At 53.5% G+C, this 16,345-nt stretch carries 15 protein-coding genes; all 15 read left to right on the forward strand.

The genetic code is table 11. The features are described from left to right. The first annotated feature begins 150 nt into the window (after positions 1 to 150). Entirely contained in the window at positions 151 to 930 is a 780-nt protein-coding gene (locus tag EDM57_RS20760; protein WP_122906604.1) for a DUF2161 domain-containing phosphodiesterase, read from the forward strand. A gap of 315 nt (positions 931 to 1,245) precedes the next feature. Further along, positions 1,246 to 1,611 (forward strand): YisL family protein, encoded by a 366-nt coding sequence (locus tag EDM57_RS20765; protein WP_122906605.1) that lies wholly within the window; start codon positions 1,246 to 1,248, stop codon positions 1,609 to 1,611. A 421-nt stretch (positions 1,612 to 2,032) separates the two neighbouring features. Beyond that, on the forward strand, positions 2,033 to 2,914 hold the full coding sequence (locus EDM57_RS20770; protein ID WP_122906606.1) for a MurR/RpiR family transcriptional regulator: 882 nt from the start codon (positions 2,033 to 2,035) through the stop codon (positions 2,912 to 2,914). A gap of 15 nt (positions 2,915 to 2,929) precedes the next feature. After that, positions 2,930 to 3,688: a glucosamine-6-phosphate deaminase gene (gene nagB / locus EDM57_RS20775; RefSeq protein ID WP_122906607.1), complete on the forward strand. Its 759-nt coding sequence runs from the start codon at positions 2,930 to 2,932 to the stop codon at positions 3,686 to 3,688. 124 nt (positions 3,689 to 3,812) lie between these two features. Further along, positions 3,813 to 4,565, forward strand: coding sequence for a hydrogen peroxide-dependent heme synthase (hemQ, locus tag EDM57_RS20780; protein WP_122906608.1), 753 nt, complete (start codon positions 3,813 to 3,815; stop codon positions 4,563 to 4,565). Between the two features lie 132 nt (positions 4,566 to 4,697). Continuing rightward, positions 4,698 to 6,947, forward strand: coding sequence for a YcdB/YcdC domain-containing protein (locus EDM57_RS20785; protein ID WP_246005872.1), 2,250 nt, complete (start codon positions 4,698 to 4,700; stop codon positions 6,945 to 6,947). A 182-nt stretch (positions 6,948 to 7,129) separates the two neighbouring features. Next, the gene (locus EDM57_RS20790) at positions 7,130 to 7,543 is read left to right on the forward strand and encodes a zinc ribbon domain-containing protein (protein WP_211338290.1); all 414 of its coding nucleotides are present in this window, start codon (positions 7,130 to 7,132) and stop codon (positions 7,541 to 7,543) included. A 177-nt stretch (positions 7,544 to 7,720) separates the two neighbouring features. Beyond that, complete coding sequence (locus EDM57_RS20795; protein ID WP_281274253.1) at positions 7,721 to 8,707, forward strand: aromatic acid exporter family protein; 987 nt, start codon at positions 7,721 to 7,723, stop codon at positions 8,705 to 8,707. Positions 8,708 to 8,931: 224 nt separating this feature from the next. After that, positions 8,932 to 9,654, forward strand: coding sequence for an amino acid ABC transporter ATP-binding protein (locus tag EDM57_RS20800; protein ID WP_122906611.1), 723 nt, complete (start codon positions 8,932 to 8,934; stop codon positions 9,652 to 9,654). Between the two features lie 27 nt (positions 9,655 to 9,681). Continuing rightward, complete coding sequence (locus EDM57_RS20805; RefSeq protein ID WP_122906612.1) at positions 9,682 to 10,497, forward strand: transporter substrate-binding domain-containing protein; 816 nt, start codon at positions 9,682 to 9,684, stop codon at positions 10,495 to 10,497. 69 nt (positions 10,498 to 10,566) lie between these two features. After that, positions 10,567 to 11,250, forward strand: a complete 684-nt coding sequence (locus EDM57_RS20810) for an amino acid ABC transporter permease (RefSeq protein ID WP_211338291.1) — start codon at positions 10,567 to 10,569, stop codon at positions 11,248 to 11,250. Between the two features lie 28 nt (positions 11,251 to 11,278). Beyond that, positions 11,279 to 12,010: an IclR family transcriptional regulator gene (locus tag EDM57_RS20815; protein ID WP_122906642.1), complete on the forward strand. Its 732-nt coding sequence runs from the start codon at positions 11,279 to 11,281 to the stop codon at positions 12,008 to 12,010. Positions 12,011 to 12,200: 190 nt separating this feature from the next. Further along, positions 12,201 to 13,328, forward strand: coding sequence for an extracellular solute-binding protein (locus tag EDM57_RS20820; RefSeq protein ID WP_122906614.1), 1,128 nt, complete (start codon positions 12,201 to 12,203; stop codon positions 13,326 to 13,328). A 94-nt stretch (positions 13,329 to 13,422) separates the two neighbouring features. Continuing rightward, the gene (locus EDM57_RS20825; RefSeq protein ID WP_122906615.1) at positions 13,423 to 14,499 is read left to right on the forward strand and encodes an ABC transporter ATP-binding protein; all 1,077 of its coding nucleotides are present in this window, start codon (positions 13,423 to 13,425) and stop codon (positions 14,497 to 14,499) included. Positions 14,500 to 14,525: 26 nt separating this feature from the next. Further along, on the forward strand, positions 14,526 to 16,241 hold the full coding sequence (locus EDM57_RS20830) for an ABC transporter permease (RefSeq protein ID WP_122906643.1): 1,716 nt from the start codon (positions 14,526 to 14,528) through the stop codon (positions 16,239 to 16,241). Positions 16,242 to 16,345 lie beyond the last annotated feature (104 nt).

The following is a 16,345-nucleotide window of genomic DNA, read 5'->3' on the forward strand; positions in this document are numbered from 1 at the left end:
ATTCAGTTTTGAGGGAATAAATGAAATAGTTGCGTAAAAAGCCGTGCAAACATCATTGCGTGGCTTTTTTGCGTATAAACACCCTAGCTTGCCGGGGGATTTTAGCTGAATGGGACGAGAAACAAAGCAGTCGCGAAGAAGGAGAAGCTGATGAAGCAAAAGCCGGTCAAACGATATGAAGCGGACATGTACGCGCCCATTCGCGACTATTTTGTCGGGCAGGGCTATGAAGTCTTTGGAGAGGTCAATCATTGCGATTTGACTGCGATCAAGGAAGATGAACTGATTATCGTCGAGTTCAAGCGAAACCTGAGTGTAGAACTGCTGATCCAGGCAGCCAAGCGGCAGCGATTTACCGATCATGTGTACGTGGCCATCCCCAAGCCTAAATACAAATTGTTTTCGAAAAAGTGGCAAGATGTAGTATATCTTATCAGAAGGCTGGAGCTTGGCTTGATCCTCGTTTCTTTTCCCAAAAAAGGCGCTGTCATGGAAGTGAGCATTTCTCCTGCGCCGTTTGATCGGGAAAGAAGCAAGCAGTTCAACAAAAGAAAACGGGCACGCATTATCCAGGAGATACAGGGCCGCTATGGCGATTACAACGTGGGAGGCAGCAGCCAGACAAAGATCATGACGGCTTACAAGCAAGGTTGCATACAGATCGCCGCGCTGCTTCAGCACTATGGACCGCTTGCGCCCAAGGAGTTGAAGGAAAAAGGAGCGACTGACAAGACATCCTCGATTCTCAGCAAAAATTACTATGGGTGGTTCACGCGAATCAAGCGAGGCGTGTATGCTCTTACCACAGCAGGAGAGAAGGAGCTGGCAGCCTATCCGGAGCTTGTTGACCATTACATAAGCATGGCAGAAGGGAGCATTTCCTCATCGGAAGGGGAAATATCCCAGCACGACCAAGCTGAGGCAGAATGAGCAGCGAAAAGCAGGGAGTGGGGCAAAAACGATCAAGGAGCAGAGCGAGGCGAAGCTTGCGGTCGTTCATCCGTTTGAGCCGGAACTGTCTGGCAAATAGTCGTGAATCCGCCCGCCCTGCTATAAGACAGTTTCCAGCTGCGCTGAGGATAGCGGCAGGACAAAAGAGGCGGCATGCTGCAGATTGTTTTGTGAACGGTTTTGTTCATGTCCAGCATATAACGGTGTCACAATACTGCCACGTATCAGGGCATCTGCTTTTTACCGACACTTTTGTTATAATGGCTGAGACAAGTATAAATGAGGAAAAAGGAGTTGGATGCTGTGCCGTATAAAGCGTTGCTCGAGTCCCACGTAGGCAGCTGGGAAGTCGCGATTGTGCTGTTGATCGTAGCCTACTTCCTGTACCGCGCGGGCAAGGAAAAGGCCGGAAAAATTGTACATATGCTGCTCAGACTCATGATGGTCATCATTCTCGTATCCGGCGCGTGGATGCTGTTCACCGTTCATGCCAGCGAGGTTTATTATTACGTGAAAGGCTTGATTGCGATCGTCGCCTTCAGCTTGATCGAAATGTCGCTCGGTCGGGCGAAGAGACAGGAAAACAGCATGGGCTTTTTCATCGGCTGTTTGGTCGCGTTGGTAGTCGTCATCATGCTTGGCTACCGCGTGTTCTCGTAAAAAACGGATGTTCATCGAAGCTTTCTCTTGCAGGCAGCGCTTGCGGGGGGAAGCTTTTTTTATTGGTAAGGAAGCTTAAGCGATATAGCAGTTTCAGGAGGCGAGCTGCGTTTTTTGGGGAGGACCATGCGGTTTCAGGAAGCGAACTGCTTTTTTGGGGAAACAATGCAGTTTCAGGAGGCGAGCTACCTTTTCTGGAGCGAACAATGCCGTTTCAGGAGACGAACTGCTCTTCTTGGTTAGAATAGCGCGGTTTTAGAAGACCGGACTACTCTTGTGTAGGAGAAATACTCCACTTTATACAAAAGTGATGGCGGATAACTCCATTCTTGTTTATAATGACGGTAGAAAACAACTTCAATCCAAAAAGCTCGGCAATCACACGAACGAAACAGGGCTTATGAGCAAAGGAGGAAGCGACATGCCAGGCCACACCCAGGAGTTGTCCAATCCGGGGCTGAAAAACAATACGCTTTTGCATATCCAAAGCCTTCTGCCCTCCTTTACGAAATCGGAACAGAAAGTCGCGAGCATCGTCTTGCAGCAGACAGACAGCGTTATCTATTCATCCGTGATCGACCTTGCGGAAAAAGCGGGTGTGGGCGAGACGACCGTGCTGCGCTTTTGCCGGAAGATCGGCTTTCGCGGCTATCAGGAGTTCAAGCTGGCGCTGGCGCAGGAGATGGTTGCCCCGGTGAAAAACTTGCACGGCGAAGTAGGCGAGGAAGATTCACTGGAGACGCTGGCGCAGAAAGTGACGGCGACAAATCAGCAGGCGATTGCCGATACGGCGGCCTTGTTTGATCCAAAGCAGGTGGAGCGCTGCGTGGAGCTTTTGCAGCAGGCAGGCACGATTCACTTTTACGGAGTGGGAACATCTGCCGTGACGGCGCAGGATGCCAAGTACGCGTTCTTGCGGATCGGACTGCGGGTGGACGCGATGAGTGAGTCGCACCTGCAGGCGATGGCGGCGGCGACATTGGGACCGGGAGACGTGGCGGTTGGGTTGTCCGTTTCAGGCAGCACCAAAGACACGATTGACGCGCTGAAAGTCGCCAAGGAGGCAGGAGCGACGATTATCTGCATCACGCATTACCGCCGCTCGCCGATTACGAATGTAGCCGATATGACGCTTTTGACCGCAGCGCAGGAAGGTCCGCTGCAGGGAGGCTCGCTTGCGGCAAAAATCGCCCAGTTGCACGTGCTGGACGTCATCTGCACGACCATTGCCTTGCGCAACAAGGAAAAAGCGCTCACGTACAAGGAACGGACGGCCAAAGCCGTGCTGGAGAGAAAATATTGACCGAGGTGAGATGAGTTGAAGCTCGTCATTGTCAAAGACTATCAGGAGATGAGCCGAAAAGCGGCGGAGCTGCTCGCGCAGGAAGTGAAAAACAATCCGCAGACCGTCCTGGGGCTGGCGACGGGCGGCACTCCCGTCGGCATGTACCGGGAGCTGGTGAAGCTGTATCAGGAAGAGGGAATCGATTTTTCCCAGGCGAGCAGCTTCAACCTGGATGAATACGTCGGCTTGTCCTCTACTCATCCGCAAAGCTATCGGGCTTATATGCAGGAAAACTTGTTTCGCCACATTAATTTGCCAAAAGACAAGGCACACGTTCCGGCGGGAGACGCCAAAGATCTGGAAAAAGAGTGCGCGCGCTACGAGGAAGCGATTCACGAAGCGGGCGGGATTGACATTCAGGTGCTGGGGATCGGCAACAACGGACATATCGGCTTCAACGAGCCAGGCTCATCTGCCGAGTCGACGACGCGCGTGGTGCAACTGACGCAGAGTACGATCGAAGCGAATGCCCGCTATTTTGCAAGCGTCGAGGAAGTGCCTACGCAAGCTGTCTCCATGGGGATCAAAACGATTCTCGGCGCGAAAAAAATCGTGCTTCTGGCGAGCGGCGAGGCCAAGGCCGAAGCTGTGCGGCTGATGCTGGAAGGCGAGCCGACAGCAGATGTGCCCGCTTCCTTGCTCCAGCTTCACCCGGATGTGACAGTAATCGTAGACGAGGCTGCGGCAAGCCGGCTTGACGCGGCCGCAGCGGGAAGCGAAGACAAGCGGTAGCCGTCGGGCACCGCTTGTTTCTTTGTTGTTCACCAATCTGTTCCGAATATATGTCTGTCCGTTATGCTATACTGGGAGTGTTGCCAAGAGGTTGACCAGATTTTTCTAAAGGAGCTGATTTTCGATGAGCGCAAACGAAGCGTTGCTTACATTGGAAGGTTGGTACACGTATCACAATTTCCGCACCATCAATTGGGAAAAGTGGAGAGCGGCTTCGGCAGAAGAGCGTCAGGCAGCGCTGGACGAGTTGAACGACCTGATCCGCACCTGGGAAGCTAACGAAGCTGAGAACCAGGGCAGCACCGCTTTCTACTCCATTCTTGGGCACAAGGCAGACCTCGTGTTCATGTTCCTGCGTCCAACCATGCAAGAACTCGACGAAATCAAGACGGCTTTCAATAAAACCCGCTTTGCTTCCTATACAGAAGCTCCTTACTCGTATGTATCTGTCGTCGAGCTGAGCAACTACGTACATAACCCGGGAGAAGATCCAAAAGCGAATCCGCATATCCGCGAGCGCCTGTATCCAATCCTGCCAAAATGGGAGCACATCTGCTTCTATCCAATGAACAAAAAACGCGATCTGCAAGACAACTGGTACATGCTGAGCATGCAGGAGCGCCAGGAAATGATGCGCTCTCACGGCATGATCGGCCGCTCCTACGCTGGCCGCGTGAAGCAAATTATCGGTGGTTCCATCGGTTTCGACGATTGGGAGTGGGGCGTAACCTTGTTCGCCAACGATCCGCTGGAATTCAAGCATATCGTCTACGAAATGCGCTTTGACGAAGTGAGTGCCCGCTTTGGCGAATTCGGCAACTTCCTTGTCGGAAACGTGCTGAACAAGGAAACGCTCGCGAAAAAGCTGGAAGTCTAGCGATCCGTCCAAAAGACCTGTTGTGCGGCAGTACATGACCGCATCAGCAGGTTTTTTTGCTTTATTTTCCAAATGTTGGTGTTAAAATAAGAAAGGGTTGTCCCAAAACAAGAAAGAGAGGAGAAGGTAACTTTGCTAAGAGGCGCAAAATCGTGGGGGCTGAAAATGGGCGTGTCGTCATCCCTTGTATTCACCACTTTGCTTGCAAACGTGGGAGCAATCGGGGGAGCGCCGTTGGCTTATGCGGCCGAGCAGCCGACAGCGAAGGTGCTGACACAGGAAGAAGCGATCAAGCAGGCGCAGAAATGGGTGAAGGTTCCGGCTGACTACAAGCTTACGCAGGCTCGTTATGATGGAGCAAACGAAGCGTATTCAAGCCAGCCGAACTGGTGGCTGAATTGGGAAAAGGGGAACGATGCGAATATTTCCGTATCGATTGATGCTCGATCAGGCAAACTGCTGTCCTATTACCGATATGGAGAGAACGACAGCGACGGCGGTTCAGCCAAAATTTCCAGAGAGCAAGCGGAAAAAGCAGCCCTTGCATTTCTGGAGCGGGTGACGACAGAAGACGAACGGGCACGCCTGTCCAAAGCCAATGAGTATGAGCCTTCCAATCAGTATTTTGGTCAGGATAGACAGAGGGAATCTGTGGCCTTTACCCGTGTGGAAAACAAGATTCCTTTTTTGGAAAACGGTTTTTGGCTCACCGTGGATCACAACGGGGAAGTGATGAGCTTTAACCGGAATTGGTACGAAGGCAAGCTGCCTGATGCCGGAAGTGTCATAGACAGCGCCGAAGCTGCGAAAAAGTGGGAGGAACAGGCAGCCCCTACGCTGCTCTTCAGCAACATGTCCATGTTCGGAAGCTTGGAGCGTCTGGATTCCTACCAGCTTGTGTATAAATTTGAAGCGGGCGATCCGCAATTCGTGGATGCAGCTACCGGACAAGTGCTCAATGCGTATGGCAAGGCAGCAAGCGCGAGAAGCATCGAGCCGTTGGGAAACACCCATGCCAGAACAGCAGAGAAAAAACCGCTGATTTCCAAAGAAGAGGCGCAGAAAATTGCGGAGCAGTATATAAAAAAGCTGCCGGGAGAGTATCGCTTTGACGGCAACTCCGGCGGCGGATCCAGCATTGGCAGGGATGGAGTCGAGGTACGCAGATGGAGTTTCAGCTTTATGCCGCTCCAGGGAAAGGGTTCGCCTGAAGAAGAGACAGAAATCACGATCAACGACCGCGGCGAGTTCGTGGAGTACAGTGCCAACGAAAATGCGCGGTTCCGGATTCGAGGCCAAAAATGGGAAAAGACTGTAGCCTGGGAACAAGCAGAGGCATCTGCGCTCAAGCTGGTGCGAACCTTTTACGCGGACAGGCTTGGTGACATTTACCTGGTCACGCAAAAGCCGTCCAAGGAGGCGCTCCAGTATTTGCAGGAGAAGGGGCAGCCGTACGCGTTTACGTTTGGCTGGCTGCGAGATGGCATTCCGATTGAACATGTGCAGTTTACAGTAGAGGTCAATCCCGAAACAGGGGAAGCCGAGGCGCTGAACGACCGCAACATGTGGGAAGCAACGTTGTTTGACGGAAAAGCAGGCAAAGACATCGTGGCTCCTGCTGCTGCGAAAAAGACCGTGCAGAAGCAAAAAACGCTGCAGCTGACCTATTACCAGCCGCAGGGTGAACCATTGCCGGTGCCACAAAAGCCAAGTCAGCCGATTCTCGTGTACCGCTATGTGGGCGATGAGGGCGTTGTCCAGGCTGGTACAGGCGAATGGCTGAGCTTTGCCGAGATGCAAAATCGGCAAAAGCCGAATGACATCGAAGGCCATCCGCAGCAAGCAGCGCTCGAACTGGCGGTGCGCATGGAGTGGATGATCGCAGAAGACGGCAAGCTTTTGCCGGATAAACTCGTGACGCGCGGCGAGCTGATCCAGATGGCTAGCCGTTTGACGAACCGGATTGAGTTTAGCAACCTCCGGCCGCGTTTCCGTAGCGACGAAGCCGAGAAGCTGTACACATTTGCTGATGTAGACAGCAAGCACCCGAATTATGCCGCGATTCAGAAAGGGTTGCAATACGGTCTGATTCCGAAAACAGGCAAAATGTATGAGCCGGACCGGGCGGCAACGCGTGCAGAGGCAGCGGAGCTCGCCGCCCGCATGCTCGGCTACGGGGATGTGCTGGACAAGCCGGAGGTTTTCACCGTACCGTATCAGGACGTGCCGAAAAAACAGGTGCCGGCAGTGGCGCTGGTGACGGCTTTCGGCCTGATGAAAGGAAAGTCGACAGCCGCGTTCGCGCCTGATGGGACTGTATCGCGGGGAGACGTGGCCGAGTTGATGCAAGCCCTTTACGAGTTGAAAAAGAAAAATCAGTAGCTGCCCGGGCAAACGACCTGTAGGCAGGACAACGGACTGGACACCATCACGCGAACGATGGTGTCTTTTTTTCCCGGAAACCGATTTGTCGGCCAAACGTACTTGTAATAGATGGGGAAAATGTGAGCAACAAGAAAAACGCTTCCGGCAAAAACGTCCGGGAAGCGAGGGAGAGGATGCGGATGAAAAGTATCAAGCCAGGCAGAGGGCAGTCGGCAATGGGAGTGGTTGGAAGCCTCGCAGCCGTTGTTTTCGGCATTTTTTGGACGATCCTTACGTTTTCGATCACACAAGATTCGCCGTTTCCTATGGTCGGCACGATTTTTCCGCTGTTTGGCGTCGTGTTTGTCATCATAGGCATTGTGCAAGCTGTCTACCATTTTAAAAACGCCACGGGAGAAGAACGGATGTCGCTCTACGATATTACGGATGCGAGCGAAGAAGGCGATCCGCTGAACCGCAAGTACGGCGGCGAGCGCACAGCAGCAGAGCCGACAAGGACAGAAGCAGCGGGCGAAAAAGCGTTTTGCCCGTACTGTGGACAGCGCGTGCAGGCGGACTATCAATACTGTCCTGCTTGCGGGAAAAAAGTGTGACGGCGACAGCCTTTTTCTGACAGCGCACTACGTTTGCAGGCCGCTTCACAAAACGTTTACCTTTTATAAACCAAGTCTTGTCTTTGGTTCCCGGCCGCTTTTTGGTACAGTAGAGGAAAAAGAAAGCAAGCAACATCAGAGCGGAGGGGAACAAGACTGGGCTTTCTCAAACTGAAAATTGGCTATCGCACATTAAAAACGGCGATCGGGACGGCGATCTCGATCTTTTTGGCCCAGCAGCTTGATCTGATGTATCCGGCATCGGCGGGAATCATTACGATTCTTTGCATCCAGGTGACAGTCAAGCAGTCGTTTCGCACAGCGTGGAACCGGATCATGGCCAGCTTTCTCGGGGTGGGGATCGGGATGGTGCTGTTTTCTCTTCTCGGTTACACGCCGCTTGCCATTTTGCTTGTGATCCTGTTCTTTTTGCCGCTGGCTGTGCGCTTCGGGATTCAGGAAGGCTTCGTTAACAGCATGGTCGTGCTCATGCATCTGTACTCGGCGGAGCGAATGGATTTTCCACTGCTCCTGAACGAAGCGGGGCTGCTGGTGATCGGCGTGGGCGTCGCGCTGCTCGTGAACCTGTACATGCCGAGCCTGGACAAAGATTTGCGCGCCATGCAAAAGCAGGTGGAGCAACTGTTCCGGCAAATTTTGCGGGAGTTTAGCTACTACTTGCGGCACGGCGAGAGCGAGTGGGACGGAAAAGAGATGATCGAGGCGCCCGGTCTGCTGGAAAAAGCGATACGGCTGGCCGCGCGTGACATCGACAACCGGCTGGGACGCCGGGATGATTCGTACTATCAGTATTTTGTCATGCGCGAAAAGCAGTTCGAGCTGCTGGAGCGGATGATGCCGATCGTGTCTTCACTGGACACGCAGGTGCCGCAGGGGCAGCGTATCGCGGACTTTCTGGAACAAATCAGCGCTTCGGTGCATCCGGGCAATACGGCGTACCGCTTTATCGACCAACTGCGCAAGATGCGCCAGGAGATCAAGGAGTCGGAGCTGCCGCGTACGCGTCGTGAGTTCGAAACGAGGGCATCGCTGTTCTACCTGTTGCGCGAGATTGAAAACTATTTATTTATCAAGCACGAGCTGGGCAAGAGCAGTGACGACAACAAGGCAGCATCTGTAAAAAAGGCAAAGTCGGGCGCATAGGGCTTGGCAAAGCGACAGTGGCTTCCTCTGGTTAACGATCCGGAGGAAGCCATTTTTCTTGTTACATGCATGCATATTTATTCAGTAAATTAAATTTTTCTTGATTGTCTGAAAATATACAATTATAATTTTAATCAGTATAATTCGAATCGGAAATCGTTTCCGGTATTCGGAAAAACGCAAGAAGCAATCCACCGGCAACAGAACGATAGGGGGATAGCAGGATGATTGAGGTTAAGCAGCTTGTCAAATCTTTCGGCTCGCTTACGGTGCTGAAAGGGGTAACGCTTTCGGTCCAGGAGAAAGAAGTTGTCGTCTTGCTCGGGGCCAGCGGTTCAGGCAAAAGCACATTGCTGCGCTGCTTGAATTTCCTTGAGTTTTACGATGACGGCGAAATCTGGATCGGCGGGGAGAAGATTGACCCGCACAAGACGAACCTGAACCATTTCCGCGAGAATGTGGGCATGGTCTTCCAGCACTTCAACCTGTTTCCGCACAAGACGGTACTGGAAAACGTGATCGAAGCGCCAGTGCACGTAAAAGGAATGAAGGTGGCGGAAGCAAAAGAGTTGGCCTACGAACTGCTGAAAAAAGTAAACATGCATGAGAAGGCCGATGTCTACCCGGACATGCTCTCCGGCGGACAGAAGCAGCGCGTGGCGATTGCGCGGGCGCTTGCGATGAAGCCGAAAATCATGCTTTTCGATGAACCTACCTCCGCACTTGACCCTGAGCTGGTCGGCGAAGTGCTGCAGGTAATGAAGCAGTTGGCAAAAGAAGGAATGACCATGATCGTCGTAACCCATGAGATGGGCTTCGCCCGCGAGGTTGCCGACCGTGCTGTATTCATGCACAATGGTCAAATTTTGGAGCAAGGACCGCCTAGTGCGTTCTTTGAAAACCCGCAGCATGAGAGAACAAAACAGTTTTTGGGCAGTATCCGCTAAAAAAAGAGAAAACAGGGGGAATATCAAATGAAAAAAAGCGCAAAATGGTCAAGAGTTTTGGTGTCGACTGTACTGTTGGGCTCACTTTTGCTCGCAGCATGTGGCTCGCAGGAGAGCAGCGCGCCAGCAGGCGGCGGACAGGCAGCGGGCGGCGAAGGCAAAAAAGATTTTACTTATGCGATGAGTGGAGTGTACAAGCCTTTCAGCTTTAAGGAAAACGGAGAACTGACAGGCTTTGACGTGGAAATCGGCAAGGCATTGGCGGAAAAAATGGGCATGAATCCGGTGCCGATCACCAACCCGTTTGAGACGATCATCCCTGGCCTGGAAGCGAAAAAATACGATACGATCATCGGCAGCTTGACCGTGACGCCAGAGCGGCAAAAGGTAGTTTCCTTCACGAACCCGTACTATCGCTCCGGCTCGCAAATTTTCGTGAAGAAGGGCAACACGACGATCAAGGGCAAGGACGATCTGAAAGGAAAAAAGATCGGGGTCGTCAAGGCTTCCAACTACCTCGACTGGGCGAGAAAGCTGACGGATGAAGACAAGATCACGCAGTACGACAGCGACATTACGGCGTTGCTCGACCTGCCGACAGGACGCCTCGATGCGGTGATTACCGACCAGGTCGTAGGCTTGCGCTTTATAAAAGAAGGCGGCGGGGACGTGATCGACGTCGGCGAGCCGCTCAGCTACGACGAACAGGCGATTGCCGTGCGACTGGGCGACCAGGAGGCAGTCGACCGGATCAACAAGGCGCTGGACGAAATTATCAAAGACGGCACATACGAGAAAATCAGCCAAAAATGGTTTGGCCGCAATATCCTGCAACAACAATAAAGTGGGCAACGGGGTGTCCGGTCTGGACGCCCCCCTTTTTCCGCTTCATGTGAGGAGGATTTTCCAATGATTATTGATATTTTCCTGTCCAGTTATCCCCTTTTCCTCAAAGCGACATGGCTGACTGTGCAGCTTACGGCTGTCGCCCTCTTGCTCGGGTGCATCGTCGGTCTGGTCATTGCCTTTTTCCGCATATCCGATTCCAAGCTGCTCAACTACTTCGCGCACGTGTACATTACGGTCATTCGCGGGACGCCGTTGATCGTGCAAATTTGTATTTTGTACTTCGGACTGGCGAACATGGTGACGCTCTCCCAGTTCTGGGCAGGAGCGATCGCGCTTGCGGTCCACAATGGCGCGTATATCGCCGAGATTTTCCGCGGCTCGATCCAGTCGATTGACCGCGGGCAGATGGAAGCGTCGCGCTCGCTCGGGATGTCGTATCCGCTGGCGATGCGCCGGATTATTTTGCCGCAGGCTTTCCGGCGGGCGATTCCGTCTCTTGGCAACCAGTTCATTATCGGGTTGAAGGACTCGTCACTGGTCGCGTACGTAGGGATGCAGGATTTGTGGGGGGCGGGTCTCGGCGAGGCAGCTTCCAACTACAAGCAACTGGAAACGTACATGGTTGTCGGCATGTATTATCTTGGGCTGATTATGCTGTTCACTTATTTTGTCAACCGTCTGGAAGCAAGACTGGCCCGCGGGCGGACGCCGAAAAAGCAAGGCAAAGGGTTGAATGTTGCAGCGTAACGCACGCTTTACGGAGGACGAAGCAATTATGGTTCAATCTATCGAGCGGACGATGAAAATAATCAGAGTGCTAATATCTGACGAAAAACCTGCCTGGCCGATCTCGGAGCTGGCGGAAGCCACTGGCTTGCCCATCAGCACGCTCCATCGTTTTCTTGACTCGATGATCCAGTTTGGCCTGGTGGAGCAGGACCCTGTCACCAAGCATTACAAACCGGGATATACCTGGATGGAGATCGGCTTTATCCTGCACGAAAAGCTGAATTTGCGGGCTGTAGCGCGTCCGTTCATGGAAGAGCTGGCAAACGACGTGGAGGAAAGCATTTTCCTCAACGTACCGGCGGGGACAGATTCGATGCCGATTGAAAAGGTCGAAAGCCCGCTGAAAATCCGCATCGACGAGAAACTGGGGGAGCGCATTCCTCTCACCGTAGGCGCTCCCAGCAAAATCATTCTCGCCCATGCCAAGGCAGCGGAAATCACCAAGGTGGTCACAACGCAGTTGCCCGAGCATCGGCAGCAGGAATTTCTGGAGCAACTGGCATTAGCCAGAAAAAACGGCTACACCATCAGCTACGGGGAGAAAACGGAAGGGACGATGGCAATCGCAGCCCCGGTTTTCGGCTACGGCAATCAGCTCGTGGGAGCCCTGTCCATCAATGCGCCGACCTTCCGTGTCCCGGAGGAAAGGCTGCCGCAGCTCATTCAAAAAGTAAAAGAAAAGGCGACCGCGATCTCGGCAAGAATCGGCGGTGCCTGAATCAAACCTCCATTTCCGTATGAACGGATGGAGGTTTTTCTTTTTCGAATACATTTGAATCAAAAGACAAGTGCAAATTGCTTGTATAAAATGGACACCTTTGCTCGTAAACTTAACTAACTTCTGTGACGGTGGATGTACAGGCGTGCGAGTTCCGAGAAAAACAGGCAACCAAAAGGGGGAGTCCATTTTGAAAAAGGTCAATCACAAGCTGAAAACCTGGCTGAAAGGTGTCTTCGTCAGCTCCTTGGCGCTGACTGTAGCCGCGTGCTCGGGTGGAGGACAGGAAGCCAAGCCTGCTGACAATAGCGCAGGCGGTCAAACGGACACACAGACAATAGCCACGTCAGCTGCATCCGGCGAGCCGCAGAAGCTGGTCATTTACACCGCACGCGATAAAAACATTTTCGAAATCGTGCTGCCGAAGTTTGCGGAAAAGTATCCGAACATCGAAGTGGAGACGCTGGAGATGGGTGCACAGCAAATTTTGGAGCGGGTTCGCGCCGAGAAGGCAAATCCGCAGGCTGACTTTTGGTGGGGCGGTACGCAATCTGCGCTGAGTACGGCCGCCGACGAGGGACTGCTGGAGCCTTACAAGCCGACATTTGCCGACAAGATTCCGGACTTGTACAAAGACTCGCAGGACCGCTGGTACGGCGAGATGCTTTTGCCGGAAGTCATCATGTACAACTCGCAGGCGCTCAAGCCGGAGGAAGCGCCGCAAGATTGGGATGATTTGATCGATCCGAAATACAAGGACAAAATCGTCATCCGCAACGTTCTGCCATCCGGTACGATGCGGACGATTTACTCCGCGATGATTTACCGCCAGGGCGCAGACACGCCGCAAGCAGGCTACGACTGGCTGCTGAAGCTGGACGCCAATACAAAAGAGTACACGCAAGACCCGACCAACCTTTACCTGAAGCTTGACCGTCAAGAGGGCGTCATTTCCCTGTGGAACCTGCAAGACGTCCTGATCCAGAGCAAGCAGAACAACCATCCGTACGACTTCATCTATCCGAAGAGCGGAGCACCGATTCTCGTTGACGGAGTCGCACTTATTAAAGGCGCGAAAAATCTGGATGCAGCGAAAAAATTTATGGAATTTTTGATGAGTCCTGAGATGGCGTCCCAGCTCGCGAAGGAGCGCTTCCAGTTCCCGTCCCGAACGGATATTAGCAAGGATGATCTGCCAGACTTCATGAAAAACCTGGAGCTAAAACCACTGGAGCTCGATTGGGCAGTCATGGCAGCCAAAGAGAAAGAGTGGATGCAGCACTGGGACGAAAACATCAAGGGCAAAGGCAAGAAGTAAGCGGCAACGGGCTGGACGGGAAGGAGCGTTCCTTGCCGTCTGGCCGCTTCTGCCAGGCAGGAATGATTGGCGGCGAAGGAGGAAACAAAACCGGATGAGCAGCGTAACACTCGATCACGTCCACAAAAGGTTTGGCAAGGCAAAAGGAGTAGAAGACGTCCACATTCACATCGAGTCAGGTGAATTTTTTACGTTTCTCGGTCCGAGCGGTTGCGGCAAAACGACGACCTTGCGGATGATTGCCGGCTTTTACTACCCGACAGAAGGACAAATCCGCTTCGGGTCCAGGGAGGTTACTTCCGTTCCTCCGCACAAGCGCAACACAGGGATGGTTTTTCAAAACTACGCACTGTTCCCGCACATGACTGTTTTCGAAAATATCGCGTTCGGCTTGCAGGTGAGGTCGGTCGGCAAGGCAGAGATAAAGGAGCGCGTAGAGCGGATCATGAAGCTGGTCCGGCTGGAGGGCTTTGGCGAGCGGCGCATCGACCAGCTTTCCGGCGGACAGCAGCAACGGGTGGCACTGGCGCGGGCGCTGGTCATCGAGCCGCAGATTCTGCTGTTGGATGAGCCGCTGTCCAATCTGGATGCCAAGCTGCGGGAAGAGACGCGCTTTGAGATCAAACGGCTACAGTTGGAGTTGGGAATTACGACGATTTACGTCACGCACGATCAGGCCGAAGCGATGTCCATGTCCGATCGGATTATGGTCATGCAAGGCGGAGTCGTGCAGCAGGTCGGCACTCCGCACGAAATCTACCACCGTCCCGTGAATCGCTTTGTCGCTTCGTTTATCGGGGAGACCAATCTGTGGGCAGGCACCGTGGTTGGCCGCGATCAGGCGGAAGTGCACGTACGAATCTCTTCGGGCCAGGTGCTTTGCGGGCTTGCGAAAAATGCGTCCCCCAAAGCCAGGCTGGCAGTCGGGGAGCAGGTCACGCTGTCCATTCGCCCGGAAGCGGTTCAGGAGAGCAGTGAGCGGGTAGGGATGAACATCGTCACAGGCACTGTCGTCCTGTCTGAGTTTACCGGGGCGTGCGTCCATTACGTCACGGCAGTGGGGCAGGAGCAGTTGCGCAGCATGTCGATCAACATGGGACGCCCTGTCAAGCAGCGCGGCGATGCCATTGGATTGCACATACCGAAGGAGAGCATCTACTTCGCGGGATAAGGAGGGAGAAGCTTTTGAGAGCACAAATGCAGCAAGCGCCGGAAACGCCAGGACGAAAGTCGATCACTGCTTCACCCGCCTTCGTCTATGTGCTGGTATCGCCGCTTTTTTTGATTTTGCTGGCTTATGTGATCTATCCGTTGTTTGAAACGTTCGTCGCCAGCATTCATGTCGACGGGCAGATTACGTGGAAAAACTACACGCGCTTTTTCAGCCTGGAGCATACTGCCAATCTGGAGGCGCTGTGGACGAGTGTGTACATCTCTGTGCTCAGCGTCATCACCTGTGGAATCGTCGGCGTGACGATGGCGTTTTTGCTGGAGCGCTACGAGTTTCCAGGGCGAAAAATTCTTTCGGTGCTGGCGCTTGTCCCGATGGCTTTGCCTCCGCTGATCGGCGTGCTTTCTTTTACTTTTTTGTACGGCGAGAGCGGTATCTTTCCGCGAGCGATCAAGGAGCTGTTCGGGCTGGAGCAGGTGCCGTTTTCGCTCAAAGGCATCTGGGGCGTCGTCGTCGTGCATACGTTTACGATGTACACCTACTTTTTCATGACCGCGAGCGCCGCAATCAAAGGGCTTGACCCGTCCCTGGAGGAAGCAGCCGCGAGCCTGGGCGCCAACCGCTTTACTGTCTGGCGTCGGGTCATTTTGCCGATGCTCACGCCTGCCATGGTGGCTTCTTCGCTGCTCGTGTTCATGATTTCCATGGCTTCGTACACCGCACCGCTCATCTTCGGCATCGACAGGACGATGACGATGCAGATTTATTTGTCCCGCACCAATGGCGACCTCGACATGGCGGCGGCGCAGTCGACGATTTTGTCCATCGTTTCGATTGCGTTTCTGTTCATCATGCGCTGGTATCAGGGCGCGCGCAACTACCAAAACGTGAGCAAAGGCGTCAGCGTGCACCGGACGGAAATCAAAAGCAGGGCCGGGCGCTGCGCCACGATTGTGCTGTCCTTTATCGGTACGGTCATTTTGATGCTGCCGATTCTCGTGCTCGTGCTCATTTCCTTTTCGGTGGATGGAACCTGGACGGTGCAAATATTGCCTCCGCAGTACACCTTGGAGCATTACGTGGACTTGTTTACCGACAGCAAAACATGGCGGCCGATTTTCAACAGCCTGCAACTGTCGGCGATTGCAACCATTGGGATTGTCCTGTTCGGCGTGGCGGCGGCTTATGCCATGGTGCGTCTGAAATTTCGCGGAAAGACGCTCCTGGATGTGCTGATTATGCTGCCGTGGGCTTTGCCGGGCACAGTGGTTGCGGTGAACCTGATCGCGGCGTTCAGCGAACCTTCGGTGTTCAGCTTTGGGCAAGTTTTAGTCGGAACATTCTGGATTATTCCGCTCGCTTATTTTGTCCGCCACCTGCCGCTTGTCTTTCGGTCCACGTCCGCGACCTTGCTGCAGATGGACCCGTCTGTCGAGGAAGCGGCGCGCAATCTGGGCGCATCGTGGTGGTACAGCTTCCGGCGGGTCGTGTTTCCGATGGCGCTGGGCGGAATTCTCGCCGGAACGCTGCTTTCGTTTGTGCAGTGTATCGGGGAGTTCGTTGCCTCGATTCTGATCTTTACGCCGCGGACGACCCCGTTGTCCGTCGCCATTTTCCAGCGCATGTACAGCTTTGAATTCGGCACCGCCTGCGCCTATGGTGTATTGCAAATCGTCGTCATCATCCTCGTGCTGTTCATCTCCGGCAAGCTGACCAAAGACCAGGGCAGCACAGCCATCTAGCGAAAAACGTTTAGCAGTAACAACTCCTGCATACGGAGCAGTCCATCCCGGTAAAAGTAACAGGGAAGCCAAAAAAGGCCATTCGCCTGAACAGCCCAATCCAT

The organism is Brevibacillus gelatini (assembly GCF_003710935.1).
Lineage (GTDB): Bacteria > Bacillota > Bacilli > Brevibacillales > Brevibacillaceae > Brevibacillus > Brevibacillus gelatini.

Excerpts from the sequence above, each read along its gene's own strand:
- EDM57_RS20760 (WP_122906604.1), top strand. The coding sequence starts at position 151 with ATGAAGCAAAAGCCGGTCAAACGATATGAAGCGGACATGTACGCGCCC.
- EDM57_RS20770 (WP_122906606.1), top strand. The coding sequence starts at position 2,033 with ATGCCAGGCCACACCCAGGAGTTGTCCAATCCGGGGCTGAAAAACAAT.
- hemQ (WP_122906608.1), top strand. The coding sequence starts at position 3,813 with ATGAGCGCAAACGAAGCGTTGCTTACATTGGAAGGTTGGTACACGTAT.
- EDM57_RS20790 (WP_211338290.1), top strand. The coding sequence starts at position 7,130 with ATGAAAAGTATCAAGCCAGGCAGAGGGCAGTCGGCAATGGGAGTGGTT.
- EDM57_RS20800 (WP_122906611.1), top strand. The coding sequence starts at position 8,932 with ATGATTGAGGTTAAGCAGCTTGTCAAATCTTTCGGCTCGCTTACGGTG.
- EDM57_RS20805 (WP_122906612.1), top strand. The coding sequence starts at position 9,682 with ATGAAAAAAAGCGCAAAATGGTCAAGAGTTTTGGTGTCGACTGTACTG.
- EDM57_RS20815 (WP_122906642.1), top strand. The coding sequence starts at position 11,279 with ATGGTTCAATCTATCGAGCGGACGATGAAAATAATCAGAGTGCTAATA.
- EDM57_RS20825 (WP_122906615.1), top strand. The coding sequence starts at position 13,423 with ATGAGCAGCGTAACACTCGATCACGTCCACAAAAGGTTTGGCAAGGCA.
- EDM57_RS20830 (WP_122906643.1), top strand. The coding sequence starts at position 14,526 with ATGCAGCAAGCGCCGGAAACGCCAGGACGAAAGTCGATCACTGCTTCA.